This window comes from Pseudomonas pseudonitroreducens (genome assembly GCF_021603645.1).
Classification (GTDB): Bacteria; Pseudomonadota; Gammaproteobacteria; order Pseudomonadales; family Pseudomonadaceae; genus Pseudomonas; species Pseudomonas pseudonitroreducens.
Window position 1 is genome coordinate 1 of the sequence record NZ_BQHJ01000018.1, and the last position, 18,572, is coordinate 18,572.

Genomic DNA, 18,572 nt, shown 5'->3' on the forward strand with positions numbered 1-18,572 from the left:
TCACCGCCAGCCCAGCTAGACCGCCTGATTGAGCGGCAGAGGCCTGGTCATCGCCCGACGGCCATGGCGGCTGGCTGCTTCGGGGGGCTTGCCTTGGGCAGGGCTGCAGCTTAGGTTGATGACATTGCATCCGAACCTACCCCACTCCATGCCATTACGCCATCGCGAATGACACATGGACCAAGCTTCGTCACCTTTGATTTAGCACCTGATACTTGCCTGTTCTTCGAGCATTAAGAATTTCGAATGCCTTCACTGCGTCGGCTTGCTCTTTGGTGCCCGTAAGAGTGCAAAGAACCCTCACTGTGATAACAGCAGCAGCAGCGGCAGCCCGGTCCATTTGCGTATTGGTGTGGGCCAACATATTTATGAAGTGCGCCTTCACTACATGTTGCTGGTAGGGAATGGGATCTTCCCCCCCTATCGTCGAAGACCCAACGGTTTCACGTCTGATAAAGACGCTTTGATGATCGAGCAGAATTTCAATAACTCGAAAATCAGTCACTGCCCCGCCCCTTGCTCGCTGGCTTGTCCGGCACGAATGAAGATTGCCACCCACCGACAGGCAACCCAGACAAAAATCGATAGCCAGAACATCGCCCCAACTTCCTTAAAAGTGAGGAAGCAAAGCAGCAACCCTTCAAGCGAAATCGACCCGATGTAGACAGATCCAAGTCCAATCACCACTGCCAGTATCGCCAGCGCAAAGGCAACACGTCGCCCAACCTTGAGAAGCCGCTCCACCATCGAAACCTGTGCCTTGTTCATTGCTCGTCCTTAAACAGATAAAGAGCACAGGCTAATGATTTTGATGCCATTGCGCCACTACGGCTCGCTGCGCTTACTCCCGATTCTTTGGAAGAAGTCAGGGAAGCGGCGCCGGACTGCGGGGACATCGCGAAGGCCATAGATCACGAAGTACGAGCCGAACAGGGCTATCAGTCCTTTGATATGCCAACCGTCCGCGAACAGCCCAAGAGTGACGATCATCAGGCCGAATAGAACCGTTATTGCTTTCATCCCTGAATTCCTCGATGTGGTGCGTCGCACCCTATCCCAGCCTCTTCTACTGCGCCACTACGGCGCGAGGAGAACTCATGCCCATGAAGTTTCACGCGCCTACGCGCGCCTTTGTTGTCGATCAGGAAGGCCTGCAGCGTGCTGCCGGCGGATTCCTGTTCGCCATGAAGATGATCCGCGAACTGGGCGAGCTACCGCTGGATAAGTACCAGCGCAAAGGCCTGCTGACCAATGCAGATCATGCGCAGAAAGCCATCATCGACGCTGCCGCAGCCCTGGGCATCGACCTGGGTGCCCAGTGGGGAAACGAGCTGGACCTGCGCGAAGCCGGCTGAACCCTCCGCAACAAATTGCCCTTTTCCGGAAACTCTTTTCCGCGCCAGCAGGCGCAAGGATTCGTCATGCCCAGAAATTACGAAGAGTCGGCCGTGGCCGGCTTCGATCCAGCCACCCGTGAATGCCGCTTCGTTGGCCGGCGCCACCCCGAGGACGTTATCGAAGCCCTGGACTTGGGCCTGGTGCTCGTCCCCATGACCGCCGAGCAGGCACGCGAGGTCTTCGGCCAGACCATGGACCTCCTGATGAGCGTCCCGCGCGTCGGGCGCCTCTACCTCGCCGGGCCGATGACCGGGATCGAGGACTTCAACTACCCGGCCTTCCACGCCGAAGCCGAACGCCTGCGCGATCTCGGCTACCACGTCGAGAACCCGGCCGACCATGGCGTGATCGACGGCTTCGAGTGGGCCGACTACCTACGCCTGGACATGCAGAAGCTGATCACCTGCGAGGCGATCGCCCTGCTCCCTGGCTGGGACAAGTCCAAGGGCGCCCGCCTCGAGTACCACGTCGCCAGTGAACTGGGCATGCAGGTGTTCACCGCCAGCCAGATCACCGAACCAGCAAGGAGCGCTGCATGAATCCTCGCATCCTCAAGAAGCTGTGCAAGCGCATCGCGCCGATCCTCCAGAGCATCGGAATCGATACCGAGCAGTTCCCCGCGGTGCGCTGGGACAATTACCACGAGTTCTATGGCGCGTGGGAGCGTAAGGCCCTTCTGCGCCGCAGCGCCCTCTACCCGTTTGAGAAGGACCGCAAGTACATGCCTCGGCACGGGAAGCGCTGGGTAGTGCTCGACTATCCGTGCCACCCACTGAAGGGGACGCCGATGGTTGGCTCCATGCAGGGCTACTACGAGCCTGAGTGGGAGGAGGAATGCACTTGGGCCTCCTTCACCAGCATGGTTTGGAGCACCTTTACCGATTGGGATGGCGGGCCACGGGACGAGCACGGCATTCCTGACCCGGTCCCGCCTCGCAAACGCTTCCGCACCACGCGGGACTATCTGGCGGCAGTGCCGGAGATGATCGCTCGCCACCGGGAGTGGGAAGCGAAGTACCGCCGGAAGGTTGCAGCATGACCCGCCCCACCTTCTGCCGCGGCACCGGCCAACCCTCCGAGAAATGCGACTGCCTGCGCTGCAGGCCTGTTGGTCAAGCGGGGATATTGGGCCAGCCGACAATGCCAGCTCCCAGCAAGATGAGCCCCATCATGATCAGGCCTATCCCATAGGGCCATTTCATGTACTTCGCCCAGCCCGCTGGCAACCGGATAAAGCGAGCAACGATACCGCCTTTGGTATCGACAACTCGCTCGCCTCGAGCCAGCCCCACCACTCCGCACACCATGCACAGCAAGCCCGCCAGGGTAATTCCGATATTCATATGCCTGCCCTCCATTGCCTTGACCGAGGGTAGTTGCGCGTTAAGCGGCCTGCCAGGCGGGCATAGCAGTTCAATGAGGACTCATTCCATGCAAGCCATCCAACTGACCGCGGAACACCGGGAGGACCAGGCCGGCAACCGCGTGGCCGAGATCGAGGGCCTGCCCCGACTCGGCGCCCTCCTCCAGCCGGCGCAGATGCGCCAGCTCGCACGCCAGCTGAACCAGATCGCCAACGACGCCGACCAGGGCGCCACCGGCACCATCCAATACCCCGTAGAGGGCTGAACAAATGAGCAGAAGCGGATATAGCGACGACTGCGGTGGCTGGAACCTGATCTGCTGGCGGGGTGCCGTTAACTCGGCGATCAAGGGCAAGCGCAGTCAGGCATTCCTGATCGAGTTGCGCGAGGCCCTGGACGCCATGCCGGAGAAACGCCTGATTACGGAGGAGCTTGAGGCTGACGGCCAGTTCTGCACCCTCGGCGTGCTCGGCGCCAAGCGCGGCATCGACATGAGCAACCTCGCCCCTGACTGCCGCGAGACCGTAGCAGCCGCCTTCGACATTGCGCCAGCGCTGGCCGCTGAGATCGTTTTCAAGAATGACGAGTACCCCGGCGGCTTCTACGACGGCTCCGGCAAGTGGTCGCGAGAAACGCCAGAACAGCGTTGGCAGCGCATGCGCAACTGGGTAGAAGCCAGCATTCAGGAGGCAAAGACATGACCGACACTACTCCGGCCGCCAACTGGCGCGCCTCCGGCGGGCAAGACCCGCACGCAGGCCAGTACGACGGCGAGCGCGCCGCGCTTGCTCTCGGCCAGCTCACCGACGATGAACTGGCGAACGCGGTGTACATGGGCGGCAACGAGCCGCTGAACATCGAACGCCTCATGGCGAAAGACCCCACCTACCACTCCCCTATCGCGCTGCTCACCGCCGCGAAGGAGCGCATCCGCTGGCTGAGCCGGACGCTCGAACAAGCCCTAGCGCAACCCGCCCAAGTATCAGCAGTGCGTGGCGGAGTTGATGTCGCTGGCGATCGCTTCGAAACCCCGGTGCAGGGATGGCAGCAGCAGGCGGAGGCATCGCGCGTCCCCGATGATGTGTTCGAAGCCGAGTTCATGACCTGGTGGGAAGAGCACGGTCAATACTGCCGCTCTGGCGGCGGTGATTACGAGCGGACCTTTGCCTTCCAGGCCTGGCGCCACCTCTACCCGAAGCTGATGCAGGCCCGCGCCGACGTGGAGCGCATCTGCGAGAAGGTCCGCAGCTTCGAGCAGGCCGCCCTCACCGCCTCCCGCATCCAGGGCAACACCATCGCTCGGCTTCTCCGGGAGCGCGACCTGGCCCAGGCGGGACAACTTCCGCAGGCATGGCTCGATGTGCACGCGGAGCGCCGTCGCCAAGTAGAGGAAGAGGCTTTCGACCCCAGCCACGACGACGCGGCAACGCGCGGGCAGCTCGCGCGTGCCGCCGGGTGCTACGCCCTTCATGCCGGTGGCGTTGGCACCAACTGGCCGGAAGGCATCGGCAATGGCTGTGCGCTCTTCTGGCCATGGGACAAAGGCTGGTGGAAGCCGAAGACGCCGCGCGAAACTTTGATCCGAGCCGGAGCCCTGATCTTCGCCGAGCTGGAGCGCCTGGACCGTGCCGCTGCTTCGGCGCAGGAGCGTGAGTGATGCCGGTCTATGTCGACGACATGCGGGCGCCGTTCGGGCGCCTGATCATGTGCCATATGTTCGCGGACACCGATGACGAGCTGCTGTCCATGGCCGACAAGATCGGCGTCCAGCGGAAGTGGCATCAGCACCCCGGCACCATCAAAAGCCACTTCGACATCTGCCTCAGCAAGAAGGCCTTGGCCATCCAGCACGGTGCGGCCGAGATCGACTACCCCAACGACGTCTCCGAGCTGATGCGGAAGCGGCGAGAGCAGGCGCGCGAGGTGAGCCATGGCTGACGACTACATCTACGACGTGTACCACGTCGCCCGTGACACCGATGGCAGCCTGATCTGCCGCTGCCCGCACTGCCAGGAGATCCGCGCGCTGGACGGCCACGACGTCGAGGACGTCCAGGGTGAGCAGTACGAGTGCCACTGCGGCGGCTGGTACCAGATCGACAGCGACGCTGTCCGCATCCGCTCTGACCGCGAGCTGCCGCTGAACAAGGGTGTGCCTGGGTAGCCGGCCACCCCTCCCCCATATTCCCAACCCCGCCGGCCAGCGCCGGCGCGACGAGGTATTGCCCATGGAAAGCGAGATCCTCTCCGACGAGGAACTGGCCGAGATCACCGGCTACAAGGCCCGCGCCTGGCAACGGCGCTGGCTCAAGGACCACCACTGGCATTTCGTGGAGAGCCGCGGGAAACGCCCTCTCGTCGGCCGCCAGTACGCGCGCATGAAGCTTGGCCTGGCGCATATGGGCACCAGCCTGCAACCTCCGCCGCTGCCTGCACCGGCTTGGACCCCTGACTTCTCACGGGTGAACTGATGCGACCACGCAACAAGGAAAACCGGAAGCTGCCGCCGAACCTCTATGTTCGGCGTCGCGTCCGCAAGGATGGCAAGGTATGGGTGGCCTACTACTACCGGAACGCCGACGGCAAGGACGTGCACCTGGGCAGCGATCTGGACATGGCCCGCATCAAGTGGGCCGAGCTCGAGGCCCAGGACAAGCCGATGGACCTACGCATCATGCGCTCGATCTTCGACCGCTATATCCGGGACGTCATTCCGAAGAAGGCGGAGCGCACCCAGAAGGACAACCTGATGGAGCTGAAGCAGCTCCGGAAGGTGTTCGACGAAGCACCGATCGACGCGCTGACGCCGGCAATGATCGCCCAGTACCGCGATGCCAGGCAGGCAAAGGTCCGGGCGAACCGCGAAATCGCCACCCTCTCCCACGTCTTCAACACGGCTCGGGAGTGGGGCCTGACCACGAAAGAAAACCCCTGCCGGGGCGTGCGCAAGAACAAGGAGGCGCCGCGCGACTATTACGCGAAGGACATCGTCTGGGATGCGGTCTACCGGCACGCCGTACCGGAACTGAAGGACGCGATGGACCTGGCCTATCTCACCGGCCAGCGCCCGGCCGACGTTCTGTCGCTGCGTTCCACCGACATCGAGGACGACTGGCTGCTGGTGAGGCAAGGCAAGACCGCCCACAAGGTGCGGATCGTCCTCCGCAAGGATGGCGTCGACAACAGCCTCGGCGCTCTCCTGGCGCAGATGGCGGCCCGTAATGAGCAGTTCAGCAGCCCGTTCCTGATCATCAGCCCGCGCGGGCGCCGGGTGACAAAGCAGATGTTGCGCCACCGCTGGGACGATGCCAGGGATGCAGCCCAGGCGGCTGCCGTCGAAGCAGGCGACCAGGAGCTCGGCGCGATGATCCGGCAGTTCCAGTTCAGGGACATTCGCCCGAAAGCCGCTACCGAAATCAACGACGTGAAAGACGCCAGCCGCTTACTTGGTCACACCGAAGAGGAGATCACCAGGAAAGTATATGTTCGCCGCGGCGCGATTGCGCAGCCGACGAAATAGGGAAAGTTCTGGGACTCACCCTGTTTTATTCTGGGACTCGTGCCAGAGCACGCAATCTGGATGGCACAACGCCAGAAACGCGAAAGCCCCGCAGTGCGGGGCTTTCAACGTTGTAATAGTGGCGGAAGCGTAGAGATTCGAACTCTAGGACAGTTGCCCGTCGACGGTTTTCAAGACCGTTGCCTTAAACCACTCGGCCACGCTTCCACATGAGCGGGCGGCAATATTACCGAATCGCAACACACTGTCAAACTCTGATGATTCAGCGCGCTTTTCCCTCTGTTATGATGAGCTCACTACGGTCATGGATCCGTATCCCGCTTAACAGGAGTGTCTCGACATGCAAGAACGGCAATATCTCGACTCCACAGCCGTGGAGCAGAAAGAGGTCAGCGGCGTCCTGCGCAACACCTATGGCCTGCTGGCCCTGACCCTGGCCTTCAGCGGCCTGGTGGCTTTCGCCTCGCAACAGATGCGCCTGCCCTACCCCAGCTTCTTCGTGGTGCTGCTCGGTTTCTATGGCCTGTTCTTCCTTACCGTGAAGCTGCGCAACAGCGCCTGGGGCCTGGTCAGCACTTTCGCCCTCACCGGCTTCATGGGCTACACCCTCGGCCCGATCCTGAACATGTACCTGGGCATGGCCAACGGCGCGAGCATCATTTCCTCGGCCTTCTTCATGACTGCCCTGGTGTTCTTCGGTCTCTCCGCCTATGTACTGACCACCCGCAAGGACATGAGCTTCCTGTCCGGCTTCATCACCGCGGGTTTCTTCGTACTGCTGGGCGCCGTGCTGGTTTCGCTGTTCTTCCAGATCAGCGGCTTGCAACTGGCCATCAGCGCCGGTTTCGTGCTGTTCTCCTCGGCGATGATCCTGTTCCAGACCAGTGCGATCATCCACGGTGGCGAGCGTAACTACATCATGGCGACCATCAGCCTGTACGTCTCGATCTACAACCTGTTCATCAGCCTGCTGCAGATCTTCGGCATCATGGGCAGCGACGACTGATAGTTCAGCCTTCAGGGAAAAGCCCGTTTCGACGGGCTTTTTTCATTTCCGGCAGGGCAAAAAAGACGCGTTGCCGTATCATTCGGCGATATCCCCCTGCAGTCGGCCCAGCATGAAATTTGTCATTGCCCTCTTCTCTCCGCCGCATTCACCGGCCGCCCGGCGCGCCTTGCGCTTCGCCGAGGCAGCGCTGGCCGGCGGCCATGAAATTACCCGGTTGTTTTTCTACCAGGATGGCGTGCACAGCGCATCGGCGAACACCGTCGCCAGCCAGGATGAGCTGGACGTCGCCGCCGACTGGGCGCGCTTCGTCGCTGATCACCAGCTGGATGGAGTTGTCTGCATTGCTGCTGCGCTGCGCCGGGGCGTGCTCAACCCAGAGGAAGCCAACCGCTATTCCCGCCACGCCGCCAACCTGCAGGCACCCTGGGATCTTTCCGGACTTGGTCAGCTGCATGAAGCGGCGCAACTGGCAGACCGACTGGTCTGCTTCGGAGATAACTGATGGCCAAATCCCTGCTGATCATCAGCCGCCAGGCGCCCTGGGCCGGCCCAAGTGCCCGCGAGGCACTGGACATCGCCCTCGCCGGCGGCGCCTTCGACCTGCCGATCTCGATGCTCTTCCTGGATGATGGTGTGTTCCAGCTGGCGCCCGACCAGCGCCCGGCGACAATCGAGCAGAAGGACCTGCAGGCCAACCTGCAAGCCTTGCCGCTGTTTGGCGTAGAGGCGCTGTATACCAGCAGCCGCAGCCTTGCGGAGCGCGGGCTGCGCGGCACCAGCCTGACATTGCCCGCCCAAGCGCTGGACGATGCCGAACTACGCAACCTGCTGCAAACCCACGACCAGGTGATCACGATCTGATGGCTACTCTCCACCTGCTCTCGCACTCCCCCTTCAATGACGGCCGGCTCGCCAGTTGCCTGCACCTGCTTGGTCCGGACGACGGCCTGTTGCTGACCGGCGACGCCGTCTACGCCCTGCGCGACAGTACCGCGCCATGCCAGGCACTGGAGCTGATGCCTTCGGCCAATGCGCTCTTCGCCCTGCTGGAAGATCTGCAGGCCCGAGGCATGGACGATGTTCCCGCCCGCGTCGTAGCCGTGGACTACCCCGGCTTCGTCGAACTCTGCACTCGCTTCGACAAGGTCAACGCCTGGCTATGAGTACCCTGCTGGTCAACGGACAAGCCCTGCCGCTGGACAAGGACGGCTACCTCGTCGATCTGAACGACTGGAGCGATGCCGCCGCCGAAGCCCTGGCGCACAACGAAGGCATCCACCTGACAGCCGAGCACTGGGAAATCCTCCTGCTGCTGCGGGAGTTCTACGGTGAATTCCAGCTCTCACCAGCCAACCGCCCGCTGATCAAGTACACGGCCCAGAAACTGGGCGCGGAAAAAGGTAGCAGCCTGCATCTCAACCTCCTGTTCAAAGGCACCCCGGCCAAGCTTGCCGCAAAGCTCGCCGGCCTGCCGAAGCCGACCAATTGCCTATGACCGCCGCCCCGCTCGTCCTGCAGACACCCGCCGAACATCCTTTCGCCCAGTTCGTCCGCATCCTGGGCAAAGGCAAGCGCGGCGCGCGCGGCCTGACCCGCGAGGAAGCCCGCGAAGCGCTGGGCATGATCCTTGACGACAAGGTCGAGGAGGCCCAGCTGGGCGCCTTCCTAATGCTGCTGCGGCACAAGGAGGAAAGCGCCGAGGAACTCGCCGGCTTCACCGAAGCCGTGCGCGAGCGCCTGCAGGTGCCGAAGATAGCCGTCGATCTCGATTGGCCGAGCTACGCCGGCAAGAAGCGACATCTTCCCTGGTACCTGCTGGCTGCCAAATGCCTGGGCGGCAGCGGGACACGAATCCTGCTGCACGGCGGCGGCGCGCACACCGCTGGCCGCCTCTATACCGAACAGCTGCTGGAGCAACTCGGCCTGCCGCTGTGCAGGGACTGGGATTCAGCCCGTTCCGCGCTGGACGCCAAGGGAGTCGCGTTCGCCCCGCTGGTTGACTGGATGCCGCGCCTGCAACGCATGATTGACCTGCGCAACACGCTGGGCCTGCGCTCCCCCATGCATTCGGCGGTGCGCCTGATCAATCCGCTGGGTGCTACCTGCGTGCTGCAGAGCATCTTCCATCCCGGTTACCAGGAGGTGCATCGCGAGGGTAGCCGCCTGCTCGGCGACTACGCCATCGTCATCAAGGGTGAAGGCGGCGAGATCGAGATGAACCCCGATGCTACCTCGCACCTTTATGGCTGCCGCGATGGCGAAGCCTGGGACGAGGAATGGCCGGCGCTGTCGCCGCTGCGCCACGTCAAGCCGGAAGCGCTGGAGCCGGCTCACCTGGTCGCCTTCTGGCGTGGTGAGTCCGAGGATGCGTATGCGGAGCTGGCCGTCCGCGCAACCATGGCGCTTGCCCTGCGAGCCACGGGATTGCAGCGCGACGAAGCCTTCGCAGAGGCCGACAAACGCTGGACCGAGCGCAACAGATCGATTTAGTCGATAGCTGGAATCCTGTTTTTGCGCTAAACAATCGAGCCAGAGCCGATAGACTGGTCCCATCTTCCCGCTTTCTGGAGCACTCAAGATGGGACAGTTGATCGACGGCCGCTGGCATGACCAGTGGTATGACACCAGCAAGGACGGTCGCTTCCAACGCGAGAACGCACAGCGCCGCAATTGGGTCACCGCCGATGGCCAACCTGGCCCCACCGGCGAGGGTGGCTTCCGCGCCGAAGCCGGCCGCTATCACCTGTATGTTTCCCTGGCCTGCCCCTGGGCCCACCGCACGCTGATCTACCGCCAGCTCAAGGGTCTCGAGTCGCTGATCGATGTCTCAGTCGTCAGTTGGCTGATGCTGGAGAACGGCTGGACCTTCGACAAGGCCCTCGGCTCTACCGGTGACAAGCTCGACGGCCTGACCTTCCTCCATCAACGCTATACCCGGGACGACGCGAACTACACTGGCCGAGTGACTGTGCCAGTGCTGTGGGACAAGCACGAGCAACGCATCGTCAGCAACGAATCGGCGGAGATCATCCGCATGCTCAACACGGCCTTCGATGGAATCACCGGCAATAAGCTGGACCTCTACCCGGAACCACTGCGTGCGCAGATCGACGAACTGAACGAGCGCATCTACCCGGCGGTGAACAACGGTGTTTACCGTGCAGGCTTCGCGACGACACAGGATGCATACGAAGAAGCCTTCAAGACATTGTTCAACGAACTGGACTGGCTGGAGGAGCGCCTCGGCAAGCAGCGCTACCTGGTGGGCGAATACCTGACCGAAGCCGATGTGCGTCTGTTCACCACGCTGATCCGCTTCGATGCGGTCTACCATGGCCACTTCAAGTGCAACCTGCGCCGACTGGCGGACTACCCCAACCTGTCAGGCTGGCTGCGCGAGCTGTATCAACTGGAAGGTGTTGCCGGAACGGTCGATTTCCAGCACATCAAGAACCACTACTATGCCAGCCATCGCACCATCAACCCGACTGGCGTGGTGCCGCTTGGGCCGCAGCAGGACTTCACCAGCCCGCACGGGCGTGGGCATTTTCCCGGCAAGGGTATCGCGCGCAGGAGCTAAGCGGCGCTTGAACCTGGTGTAGGAGCGGACTCCGTCCGCGATGCCAATAAACAGCTGCGGGCATCGCGGACGAATCCGCTCCTACAAAAGCTGCGCAACACCCGATTTGCAGGAACGAGCTTGCTCGCGAATCGATTGACGCCCAAGCCTGCGGAAAAACTGTTCGCGAGCAAGCTCGCTCCTACAGGGGAAAAAGCAGGTCAAATGGGCTTTTCGATGCCGTCGTAGACCTTCTGCAGCGCGTCCAGACGCTCCTGATAGCGCTGTTTCAGGCAGGCCTTGTTGGCGCCGCAGGCACGACGCTGCTCCAGCCAGGCAAGCTGGGAGTCGCCCAGGTTGCCGCGCATGCCCATGGCGAACAGACCGCGCAACAAGCGGTAGGTAGTCGCTACCTGCACGTCCATCTCGGATAGTTGGCGATCCGCGCAGATGGCTTTCTCGTCGGCCTGCCTGGCCTTCTTGCAATCGAAACTGGCGGCGGACACCGGTAACGCAGCGAAGCCCAGGGCGCATACAGCACCCAGGACCGCTACGCGCGAGGCTCTCACTGCTGCCCCTCGAACCAGGCAAGCTTCTCTCGCAGTTGCACCACTTCCCCAACTATCACCAGGGTCGGCGCATGCACTTCGTGCTCGGCCACCAGCTCCGGCAGGTTCGCCAGGGTGCCGGTGAATACGCGCTGATGCACGGTGGTGCCCTGCTGAACAAGAGCGGCCGGCGTGTCGGCGGAACGGCCGTGACGCACCAGTTGCTCGCAGATCACCGGCAAGCCGACGAGGCCCATGTAGAACACCAGGGTCTGGCCCGGAGCGACCAGATCGTTCCAGGGCAGGTCGGTGGTGCCGTCCTTCAAGTGTCCGGTCACGAAGCGCACGGATTGCGCGTAATCGCGGTGCGTCAGCGGAATACCCGCGTAGGCGGCGCAACCGCTGGCCGCGGTAATGCCCGGCACCACCTGGAACGGGATGCCATTGGCCGCCAGTTCGTCGATTTCCTCGCCACCGCGACCGAAGATGAACGGATCACCGCCCTTCAGGCGCAGCACGCGCTTGCCCTGCTTGGCCAGTTCAACCAGTTGCCGGTTGATCTCATCCTGCGGCACGGCGTGGTCCGCGCGGCGCTTGCCGACGTACAGACGATCCGCATCGCGGCGGCACAGTTCGAGGATCGCCGGCGCAACGAGACGGTCGTAGAGCACCACATCGGCCTGCTGCATCAGGCGCAGGGCGCGGAAGGTCAGCAGGTCGGGATCACCGGGGCCGGCGCCGACCAGATAGACTTCGCCACGGGATTCGGGCTGCGGCGCTTCCAGCTTGTCCGCCAGCAGGCGCTCGGCTTCGCTCGGCTGGCCGGCGAGCATGCGCTCGGCGATCGGCCCCTGGAACACGTCTTCCCAGAACTTGCGACGCTGCTGCAAGTCCGGCAGGCGCTGCTTGACGCGCTCGCGGAAGCGGCTGGCCAGACCGGCCAACTGGCCGTAGGTCGCGGGGATCCAGGTTTCCAGCTTGGCGCGCAACAACCGCGCCAGCACTGGCGCATCACCACCACTGGACACCGCCACCACCAGCGGCGAACGATCAACGATCGCCGGGAAGATCACGCTGCACAGGGCAGGCGCGTCGACCACATTGACCGGCACACCGCGCTCGTTGGCATCTCGGGACACCTGGGCGTTGAGCGGCTCATCGTCGGTGGCGGCGATGACCAGCACGCAGTCCTGCAGGTCGCCCTGGGCGTAGGGGCGCAGGAGCAATTCCCCCGCGCCCTCCTCGACCAGCTCGCGCAGTTCGGAATGCACCTCGGGCGCCACGACGCGCAGCACTGCGCCAGCGTCGTTCAGCAGGCGCGCCTTGCGCAGTGCGACATCACCGCCGCCGACCAGTAGCGCGCGACGTCCGCGCAGGATGTGGAACAGCGGCAGGAAGTCCATCTCAGCCGATTACCTCGATGCCCGCCATGTACGGCTTGAGCACATCCGGCACGCGAATCGAGCCATCGGCCTGCTGGTAGTTCTCCAGCACCGCGACCAGGGTACGGCCTACGGCAAGGCCCGAGCCGTTGAGGGTGTGGACCAACTCCGGCTTGCCGGTTTCCGGGTTGCGATAGCGCGCCTGCATGCGGCGGGCCTGGAAGTCGCCGCAGTTGGAGCAGGAGGAAATCTCGCGATACTTGTCCTGGCTCGGCACCCAGACTTCCAGGTCGTAGGTCTTGGCGGCGCCAAAGCCCATGTCGCCAGTGCACAGCGCCAGGGCGCGGTACGGCAGTTCCAGCGCCTGGAGGACCTTCTCGGCATTGCCGACCAGGCTTTCCAGGGCTTCCCAGGACTTGGACGGCTCGACGATCTGCACCATCTCGACCTTGTCGAACTGGTGCTGGCGGATCATCCCGCGGGTATCACGGCCCGACGCGCCGGCTTCGCTGCGGAAGCACGGGGTGTGGGCGACGAACTTCAGCGGCAGTTCCTTCGCGTCGAGGATCTGCCCCGCCACGATGTTGGTCAGCGAGACCTCCGCGGTCGGAATCAGGTACAGATCGGCTTCGTCTTCACGCTGGATCTTGAACAGGTCTTCCTCGAACTTCGGCAGCTGGCCGGTGCCCTGCAGCGCGGGAGCCTGTACCAGGTACGGCGTATAGGCTTCTTCGTAGCCGTGCTCGCGGGTGTGCAGGTCGAGCATGAACTGCGCCAGGGCACGGTGCAGGCGGGCGATCGGGCCGCGCATCAGGGCGAAGCGGGCGCCGGACAGGCGTGCGGCGGTCTCGAAATCCAGCCAGCCGTGCTGCTCGCCCAGGGCGACGTGGTCCTTGATCTCGAAGTCGAAGGTGCGCGGGGTGCCCCAGCGACGGACTTCGACGTTCTCTTCTTCATCGGCACCAACCGGAACGGATTCGTGCGGCAGGTTCGGAATGTTCAGCAGCAGGCTGTCCAGCTCGGCCTGGATGGCGTCCAGTTCGCGCTTGCCGGATTCCAGCTCCTCGGCCATACGATTGACTTCGGCCTTCAGCGGCGCAACGTCCTCGCCATTCTTCATGGCCTGGCCGATGGCCTTGGAGCGCGAGTTGCGCTCGGCCTGCAGGGTCTCGGTGCGGGTCTGCACGGCCTTGCGCTGGCTCTCCAGCGCTTCGATGCGCGCCACGTCCAGGGTGAAGCCACGGGTGGCCAGGCGTTCGGCCACTTCCTGCGGCTGGGTACGAACCAGTTTGGAATCGAGCATGGTGTCTTCTCGTGTCTAGTGTCAGGCGGCGCTCGAGGGCGCCACTTCAGGATTTTCTGCGACGGCGGGAACTGGCCTTGTCGAGGCTGGCCAGGTGGCGCAGCTTTTCGCCGATCTTCAGTTCGAGCCCGCGCGGCACGGGTTGGTAATACTGGCGCGGCTCCATGGACTCGGGGAAGTAGTCTTCTCCGGCCGCATAGGCATCCGGCTCATCATGGGCATAGCGATACTCGTCGCCATAGCCCAGGTTCTTCATCAGCTTGGTCGGTGCGTTGCGCAAATGCAGCGGCACTTCCAGCGAACCGCTCTCTGCCACGTCACGACGCGCCGTGTTGTAAGCGTTGTAGACGGCATTGCTCTTCGGCGCACAGGCCAAGTAAACGATAGCCTGCGCGATCGCCAGCTCACCTTCCGGACTGCCGAGACGTTCCTGCACATCCCAGGCGTGAAGGCACAGGGTCAAGGCACGCGGATCGGCATTGCCGATGTCCTCGCTGGCCATGCGCACCACCCGGCGCGCGATGTACAGCGGATCGCAGCCACCATCGAGCATGCGCGAATACCAGTACAGCGCTCCGTCGGGGCTGGAGCCACGCACCGACTTGTGCAGCGCGCTGATCTGGTCGTAGAACGCCTCGCCGCCCTTGTCGAAGCGCCGGCGCGAGTCGCCCAGCAGGTTCTGCAGCAACTCGGCGCTGATCTCGCCGTTGTCCTCTGCGAGGTCGGAGGCATTTTCCAGCAGGTTGAGCAGGCGCCGGCCGTCGCCGTCAGCCGCGGCCATGAGGATCGCAAAGCTGTCGTCGGGCAGGCTCAGGTTGCGCTTGCCCAGGCCCTTTTCTTCACTCAGCGCACGCTCGACCAACCGCCGCAGGGCCGTTTCGTCCAGGCTTTTCAGCACATAGACGCGCGCGCGGGAGAGCAGCGCGTTGTTCAGCTCGAAGGACGGGTTCTCGGTGGTCGCACCGATGAAGATCAGGGTGCCGTCTTCCACATAGGGCAGGAAGGCATCCTGCTGGCTCTTGTTGAAGCGATGCACTTCGTCGACGAAGAGGATGGTGCGACGGCCATACTGCGCGGCGTGCTGCTTGGCCACCTCCACCGACTGGCGGATTTCCTTCACGCCCGAGAGCACTGCCGAGATGGTCTCGAAGTGCGCATCGGTGACCTGGGCCAGCAACTTCGCCAGGGTGGTCTTGCCGACCCCGGGCGGGCCCCAGAAGATCATCGAGTGCAACGCGCCCTGCTCCAGCGCCTCACGCAGCGGCTTGCCGCGGGCGAGCAGGTGCTCCTGGCCGACGTACTCGTCCAGGCTGGTCGCGCGCAGGCGCGCGGCCAGGGGCTGGGAAACGGGGGCGGAGCGGAACAGGTCCACGGTATTACCTATCGATCAATCCGGCGCGCGGCCGGTTATTCCTGGATGACGTCGACGCCCTTGGGCACGTCGAAGACGAACTGCTTGGCGTCCATCGGCTCGTTCATCTTCACGTCGAAGAACAGGATGTTGGTGCGCTGGCCGACGCTGTCGATCAACTGCATGTCGTTCACCACACCGCTGCGGAAGGAAATCCGCAGGCTGTCGAACAGCGTGTCCTTGGACTTGGGCTTGAGGGTGAAGTCGACCACGTTGCCGCCATCTTTTGCGGTGATATCGAAGCTCTGGCCGATCTTCGACACATCGCCGGACAGCAGCAGGGCCGGGGTCTGGGTCAGGCGCTGGTCGAGCTTCTGGATGGTCACCTGCTCCAGGTCCGGGTCATACAGCCAGATCTTCTCACCATTGGAGATCAGCAGTTGCTCGTTCGGAGCATCGGTGTGCCAGCGGAACAGGCCGGGGCGCTTGAGCCCCAGGGTACCGGCGGTTTCCTGCAGGCGAGTGCCGCTGCCATCCAGGGTCAACTGGGAGAAGCGCGCGGTCATTGTCTGGGCCTTGGTGAGCATCCCGCTCAGGCGCTGCGCAGCGGCATCGTCGGCGTGGGCCTGGACGCCGGCAAAGGCCAGCGCAGCAACGAAAAACAGGCGGATCAGACGCATCGAAATCCTCGAAGTCGAATCAATCACGGATCGGGGCGGGCGCGATGACTTCGCGCGAGCCATTGGTATTCATCGGGGTGACCACACCGGCCATTTCCATCGCCTCGATCATCCGCGCGGCACGGTTGTAGCCGATCTTCAGCTTGCGCTGCACGGCGGAAATCGAGGCCCGGCGGCTTTCGGTCACGAAACGCACGGCCTCGTCGTAGAGCGGATCGTCCTCACTACCCTCGCTGCCTTCGCCACCACCGCCACCTTCGAACGAGCCGCCACCGCCCTCGTCGGCGCCAGCGAGGATGTCCTCGATGTAGTTCGGTGCGCCACGCAGCTTCCACGCCTCGACGACGCGGTGCACCTCTTCGTCGGAGACGAAGGCGCCATGGACGCGAATCGGCAGGCCGGTGCCCGGCGGCAGGTAGAGCATGTCGCCATGGCCCAGCAGTTGCTCGGCGCCACCCTGGTCGAGGATGGTGCGCGAGTCGATCTTGCTGGACACCTGGAAGGCAATACGGGTCGGGATGTTGGCCTTGATCAGGCCGGTGATCACGTCCACCGACGGACGCTGGGTCGCCAGGATCAGGTGGATACCCGCCGCACGCGCTTTCTGGGCGATACGGGCGATCAGCTCTTCCACCTTCTTGCCGACGATCATCATCATGTCGGCAAATTCGTCCACCACCACCACGATGGTCGGCAGGGTCTGCAGCAGCGGCGCCTCGTCTTCCATGCTCTCGCGGCGGTACAGCGGGTCGGTCAGCGGTGTGCCGGCCTCCTCCGCATCCTTCACCTTGCGGTTGAAGCCGGCGAGGTTACGCACGCCCATGGCCGCCATCAGCTTGTAGCGGCGCTCCATCTCGGCGACGCTCCAGCGCAGGGCGTTGGCGGCCTCCTTCATGTCGGTGACGACCGGGCAGAGCAGGTGCGGAATGCCTTCGTAAATCGACAGTTCCAGCATCTTCGGGTCGATCATGATCAGCCGCGCCTCTTCCGGCGTGGACTTGAACAGGATCGACAGCAGCATGGCGTTCACGCCCACCGACTTACCGGAACCGGTAGTACCGGCCACCAGCAGGTGCGGCATCTTCGCCAGATCGGTGATGATCGGATGACCGCCGATATCGTGGCCCAGGGCCAGCGGCACGGTGGACTTGTGCTCGTCGTACTCTGGCGTCATCAGCACTTCGGAGAAGCGCACCATCTGCCGGTCTTCGTTGGGAATCTCGATGCCCACGGTGGTCTTGCCGGGGATGACTTCCACCACGCGCACGCTGATCACTGCCAGGGAACGCGCCAAGTCCTTGGCCAGGTTGGAGATACGGCTGACCTTCACGCCGGCGGCCGGCTGGATTTCGAAACGGGTGATCACCGGGCCCGGATGCACGGACTCGACGATAACTTCGACGCCGAACTCCTTGAGCTTGATCTCCAGCAGGCGCGACATGGCCTCCAGGGATTCGGGCGAGTAGCTCTGCTTCTTTTCCGAAGCCGGATCAAGGATCGATAGCGGCGGCAACGTGCCTTCCACGGCTGTATCGACGAACAGCGGCGCCTGTTTCTCCTTCAGCACGCGCTTGCTCGGCTCGACCGGCTTGCTGGGCGGCGGCGGTACGTCGATCTTCGGGGCGACGCGCTTCTCGCGCTCCTGCACGCTCTTGACCAGCGCCTCTTCGCGCTCGATCAGGCGTTCCTTGACCTTGGCCTGCTCGCGACGGTCCGCCACGATAGGCGCAGCAACCTCGGCCACGCGCTCGTCGACTTCACGCAACTGGGCGACGAGCTGCTTGTGCTCGCTGCGGGCACTCCACCAGCGATTGGTGGCGTTATGGATCAATTCGAAGAGATCGAGGGTGATCTTGCCGGTGACGTCCATGACCTTGAACCAGGACAGGTCGGCGAACACCGTCATGCCGAACAGGAACAGCGCCAGGAACAGCAGCGTGCTGCCCTGCACGTTCAGAGCATTGATACCCAGTTGGCCGAGGCTCTCGCCCAGGGCTCCGCCAGCCGTGGCCGGCATGTGCGCGCCGCTGGTGTGGAAGTGAATGTAAGCCAGCGCGGAGCCGGACAGCACCAGGAACACCAGGCCGATTAGGCGCCAGGAAAACAGCCAGCCGCTCCATTCCCAGGGCATGTGGCGTTTGCGGAACACCTGGTAGGTCTTCACGGCCAGAAGCAGCGGGAACAGGTAGGCGAAATAGCCCAGCACCATGAACAGGATGTCGGCGCTCAGCGCGCCCAGCCGGCCGGCAGCGTTCTGTACCTGCTCGACGTGGCTGGAGTGGCTCCAGCCCGGATCGGAGGAATCGTAGGTGAGCAGCGCCATCCACAGGTAAAGGCAGAGCGCGCCGAGCGCGATCAGAGCCCCCTCCTTCAGACGGTAGTGCAGTTGCTGGCGCCAGGCGGCGGCATGGCTTGCTGTGGTGTCCTTCAAAACGCTTCTATTCCTGCGCTATACGCG

The 18,572-nt window shown here is 63.4% G+C and carries 27 protein-coding genes and 1 tRNA gene; 17 read left to right on the forward strand and 11 right to left on the reverse strand.

Annotated elements, in window-relative coordinates; genetic code table 11:
• Positions 1 to 190: 190 nt before the first annotated feature.
• Genes L6D89_RS30970 through L6D89_RS30980 form a run of 3 tightly spaced genes read right to left on the reverse strand, consistent with a single transcriptional unit; the run spans position 191 to position 1,020 of the window.
• Entirely contained in the window at positions 191 to 505 is a 315-nt protein-coding gene (locus L6D89_RS30970) for a hypothetical protein (RefSeq protein ID WP_236202196.1), read from the reverse strand.
• The gene (locus L6D89_RS30975; RefSeq protein ID WP_236202197.1) at positions 502 to 768 is read right to left on the reverse strand and encodes a hypothetical protein; all 267 of its coding nucleotides are present in this window, start codon (positions 766 to 768) and stop codon (positions 502 to 504) included. The genes L6D89_RS30970 and L6D89_RS30975 overlap by 4 nt, the downstream gene beginning before the upstream one ends.
• A 57-nt stretch (positions 769 to 825) precedes the next feature.
• Complete coding sequence (locus L6D89_RS30980) at positions 826 to 1,020, reverse strand: hypothetical protein (protein ID WP_236202198.1); 195 nt, start codon at positions 1,018 to 1,020, stop codon at positions 826 to 828.
• Between the two features lie 77 nt (positions 1,021 to 1,097).
• Between L6D89_RS30980 and L6D89_RS30985 the strand changes: the two genes are divergently transcribed.
• From L6D89_RS30985 to L6D89_RS30995, 3 genes are all read left to right on the forward strand, one after another.
• Complete coding sequence (locus L6D89_RS30985) at positions 1,098 to 1,355, forward strand: hypothetical protein (protein WP_236202199.1); 258 nt, start codon at positions 1,098 to 1,100, stop codon at positions 1,353 to 1,355.
• A 66-nt stretch (positions 1,356 to 1,421) separates the two neighbouring features.
• A complete protein-coding gene (locus L6D89_RS30990; protein WP_236202200.1) occupies positions 1,422 to 1,937 on the forward strand; it encodes a DUF4406 domain-containing protein in 516 nt (171 codons plus the stop codon).
• On the forward strand, positions 1,934 to 2,437 hold the full coding sequence (locus L6D89_RS30995) for a hypothetical protein (protein ID WP_236202201.1): 504 nt from the start codon (positions 1,934 to 1,936) through the stop codon (positions 2,435 to 2,437). The genes L6D89_RS30990 and L6D89_RS30995 overlap by 4 nt, the downstream gene beginning before the upstream one ends.
• A 73-nt stretch (positions 2,438 to 2,510) precedes the next feature.
• On the opposite strand, the gene L6D89_RS31000 is transcribed toward L6D89_RS30995, so the two are convergent.
• Positions 2,511 to 2,741, reverse strand: a complete 231-nt coding sequence (locus L6D89_RS31000) for a hypothetical protein (protein ID WP_236202202.1) — start codon at positions 2,739 to 2,741, stop codon at positions 2,511 to 2,513.
• A gap of 88 nt (positions 2,742 to 2,829) precedes the next feature.
• Between L6D89_RS31000 and L6D89_RS31005 the strand changes: the two genes are divergently transcribed.
• The 7 genes from L6D89_RS31005 to L6D89_RS31035 all read left to right on the forward strand — a co-directional run bounded on the left by L6D89_RS31005 (position 2,830) and on the right by L6D89_RS31035 (position 6,282).
• The gene (locus L6D89_RS31005) at positions 2,830 to 3,027 is read left to right on the forward strand and encodes a hypothetical protein (RefSeq protein ID WP_236202203.1); all 198 of its coding nucleotides are present in this window, start codon (positions 2,830 to 2,832) and stop codon (positions 3,025 to 3,027) included.
• 4 nt (positions 3,028 to 3,031) lie between these two features.
• Positions 3,032 to 3,463: a hypothetical protein gene (locus tag L6D89_RS31010; protein ID WP_236202204.1), complete on the forward strand. Its 432-nt coding sequence runs from the start codon at positions 3,032 to 3,034 to the stop codon at positions 3,461 to 3,463.
• Positions 3,460 to 4,419 carry a hypothetical protein gene (locus L6D89_RS31015; RefSeq protein WP_236202205.1) on the forward strand — a complete coding sequence of 320 codons (960 nt, stop codon included), beginning with the start codon at positions 3,460 to 3,462 and terminating at the stop codon, positions 4,417 to 4,419. The genes L6D89_RS31010 and L6D89_RS31015 overlap by 4 nt, the downstream gene beginning before the upstream one ends.
• Positions 4,419 to 4,700, forward strand: coding sequence for a DUF4031 domain-containing protein (locus tag L6D89_RS31020; protein WP_236202206.1), 282 nt, complete (start codon positions 4,419 to 4,421; stop codon positions 4,698 to 4,700). The genes L6D89_RS31015 and L6D89_RS31020 overlap by 1 nt, the downstream gene beginning before the upstream one ends.
• On the forward strand, positions 4,693 to 4,926 hold the full coding sequence (locus L6D89_RS31025) for a hypothetical protein (RefSeq protein WP_236202207.1): 234 nt from the start codon (positions 4,693 to 4,695) through the stop codon (positions 4,924 to 4,926). Before L6D89_RS31020 ends, L6D89_RS31025 begins: the two co-directional genes overlap by 8 nt.
• Before the next feature lie 64 nt (positions 4,927 to 4,990).
• Entirely contained in the window at positions 4,991 to 5,233 is a 243-nt protein-coding gene (locus L6D89_RS31030) for a DUF4224 domain-containing protein (RefSeq protein WP_236202208.1), read from the forward strand.
• Positions 5,233 to 6,282: a phage integrase gene (locus tag L6D89_RS31035; protein WP_236202209.1), complete on the forward strand. Its 1,050-nt coding sequence runs from the start codon at positions 5,233 to 5,235 to the stop codon at positions 6,280 to 6,282. Before L6D89_RS31030 ends, L6D89_RS31035 begins: the two co-directional genes overlap by 1 nt.
• Before the next feature lie 119 nt (positions 6,283 to 6,401).
• Here the strand turns inward: L6D89_RS31035 and L6D89_RS31040 are convergent.
• Positions 6,402 to 6,489, reverse strand: a tRNA-Ser gene (locus L6D89_RS31040).
• A gap of 133 nt (positions 6,490 to 6,622) precedes the next feature.
• Here L6D89_RS31040 and L6D89_RS31045 point away from each other — a divergent pair.
• The 7 genes from L6D89_RS31045 to L6D89_RS31075 all read left to right on the forward strand — a co-directional run bounded on the left by L6D89_RS31045 (position 6,623) and on the right by L6D89_RS31075 (position 10,871).
• Positions 6,623 to 7,288, forward strand: coding sequence for a Bax inhibitor-1/YccA family protein (locus L6D89_RS31045; RefSeq protein WP_024765156.1), 666 nt, complete (start codon positions 6,623 to 6,625; stop codon positions 7,286 to 7,288).
• Between the two features lie 112 nt (positions 7,289 to 7,400).
• Positions 7,401 to 7,793, forward strand: a complete 393-nt coding sequence (tusD, locus tag L6D89_RS31050; protein ID WP_236202210.1) for a sulfurtransferase complex subunit TusD — start codon at positions 7,401 to 7,403, stop codon at positions 7,791 to 7,793.
• Positions 7,793 to 8,152, forward strand: a complete 360-nt coding sequence (tusC, locus tag L6D89_RS31055; RefSeq protein WP_236202211.1) for a sulfurtransferase complex subunit TusC — start codon at positions 7,793 to 7,795, stop codon at positions 8,150 to 8,152. Before tusD ends, tusC begins: the two co-directional genes overlap by 1 nt.
• Positions 8,149 to 8,454 carry a sulfurtransferase complex subunit TusB gene (gene tusB, locus L6D89_RS31060; RefSeq protein WP_236173332.1) on the forward strand — a complete coding sequence of 102 codons (306 nt, stop codon included), beginning with the start codon at positions 8,149 to 8,151 and terminating at the stop codon, positions 8,452 to 8,454. The genes tusC and tusB overlap by 4 nt, the downstream gene beginning before the upstream one ends.
• Positions 8,451 to 8,786 carry a TusE/DsrC/DsvC family sulfur relay protein gene (locus L6D89_RS31065; protein ID WP_236202212.1) on the forward strand — a complete coding sequence of 112 codons (336 nt, stop codon included), beginning with the start codon at positions 8,451 to 8,453 and terminating at the stop codon, positions 8,784 to 8,786. Before tusB ends, L6D89_RS31065 begins: the two co-directional genes overlap by 4 nt.
• Positions 8,783 to 9,781 (forward strand): glycosyl transferase family protein, encoded by a 999-nt coding sequence (locus L6D89_RS31070; protein WP_236202213.1) that lies wholly within the window; start codon positions 8,783 to 8,785, stop codon positions 9,779 to 9,781. The genes L6D89_RS31065 and L6D89_RS31070 overlap by 4 nt, the downstream gene beginning before the upstream one ends.
• An 88-nt stretch (positions 9,782 to 9,869) precedes the next feature.
• Positions 9,870 to 10,871, forward strand: a complete 1,002-nt coding sequence (locus L6D89_RS31075; protein WP_236202214.1) for a glutathione S-transferase family protein — start codon at positions 9,870 to 9,872, stop codon at positions 10,869 to 10,871.
• A gap of 200 nt (positions 10,872 to 11,071) precedes the next feature.
• Here the strand turns inward: L6D89_RS31075 and L6D89_RS31080 are convergent, their stop codons facing one another.
• Genes L6D89_RS31080 through ftsK form a run of 6 tightly spaced genes read right to left on the reverse strand, consistent with a single transcriptional unit; the run spans position 11,072 to position 18,545 of the window.
• Entirely contained in the window at positions 11,072 to 11,419 is a 348-nt protein-coding gene (locus L6D89_RS31080) for a lysozyme inhibitor LprI family protein (RefSeq protein WP_236202215.1), read from the reverse strand.
• A complete protein-coding gene (gene cysG / locus L6D89_RS31085) occupies positions 11,416 to 12,801 on the reverse strand; it encodes a siroheme synthase CysG (protein WP_236202216.1) in 1,386 nt (461 codons plus the stop codon). The genes L6D89_RS31080 and cysG overlap by 4 nt, the downstream gene beginning before the upstream one ends.
• A 1-nt stretch (position 12,802) precedes the next feature.
• On the reverse strand, positions 12,803 to 14,083 hold the full coding sequence (gene serS / locus L6D89_RS31090) for a serine--tRNA ligase (RefSeq protein WP_236173247.1): 1,281 nt from the start codon (positions 14,081 to 14,083) through the stop codon (positions 12,803 to 12,805).
• A gap of 46 nt (positions 14,084 to 14,129) precedes the next feature.
• Complete coding sequence (locus L6D89_RS31095; RefSeq protein ID WP_236202217.1) at positions 14,130 to 15,455, reverse strand: replication-associated recombination protein A; 1,326 nt, start codon at positions 15,453 to 15,455, stop codon at positions 14,130 to 14,132.
• A gap of 35 nt (positions 15,456 to 15,490) precedes the next feature.
• Entirely contained in the window at positions 15,491 to 16,114 is a 624-nt protein-coding gene (lolA, locus tag L6D89_RS31100) for an outer membrane lipoprotein periplasmic chaperone LolA (RefSeq protein ID WP_236173249.1), read from the reverse strand.
• A 19-nt stretch (positions 16,115 to 16,133) separates the two neighbouring features.
• Positions 16,134 to 18,545: a DNA translocase FtsK gene (ftsK, locus tag L6D89_RS31105; protein ID WP_236202218.1), complete on the reverse strand. Its 2,412-nt coding sequence runs from the start codon at positions 18,543 to 18,545 to the stop codon at positions 16,134 to 16,136.
• Positions 18,546 to 18,572 lie beyond the last annotated feature (27 nt).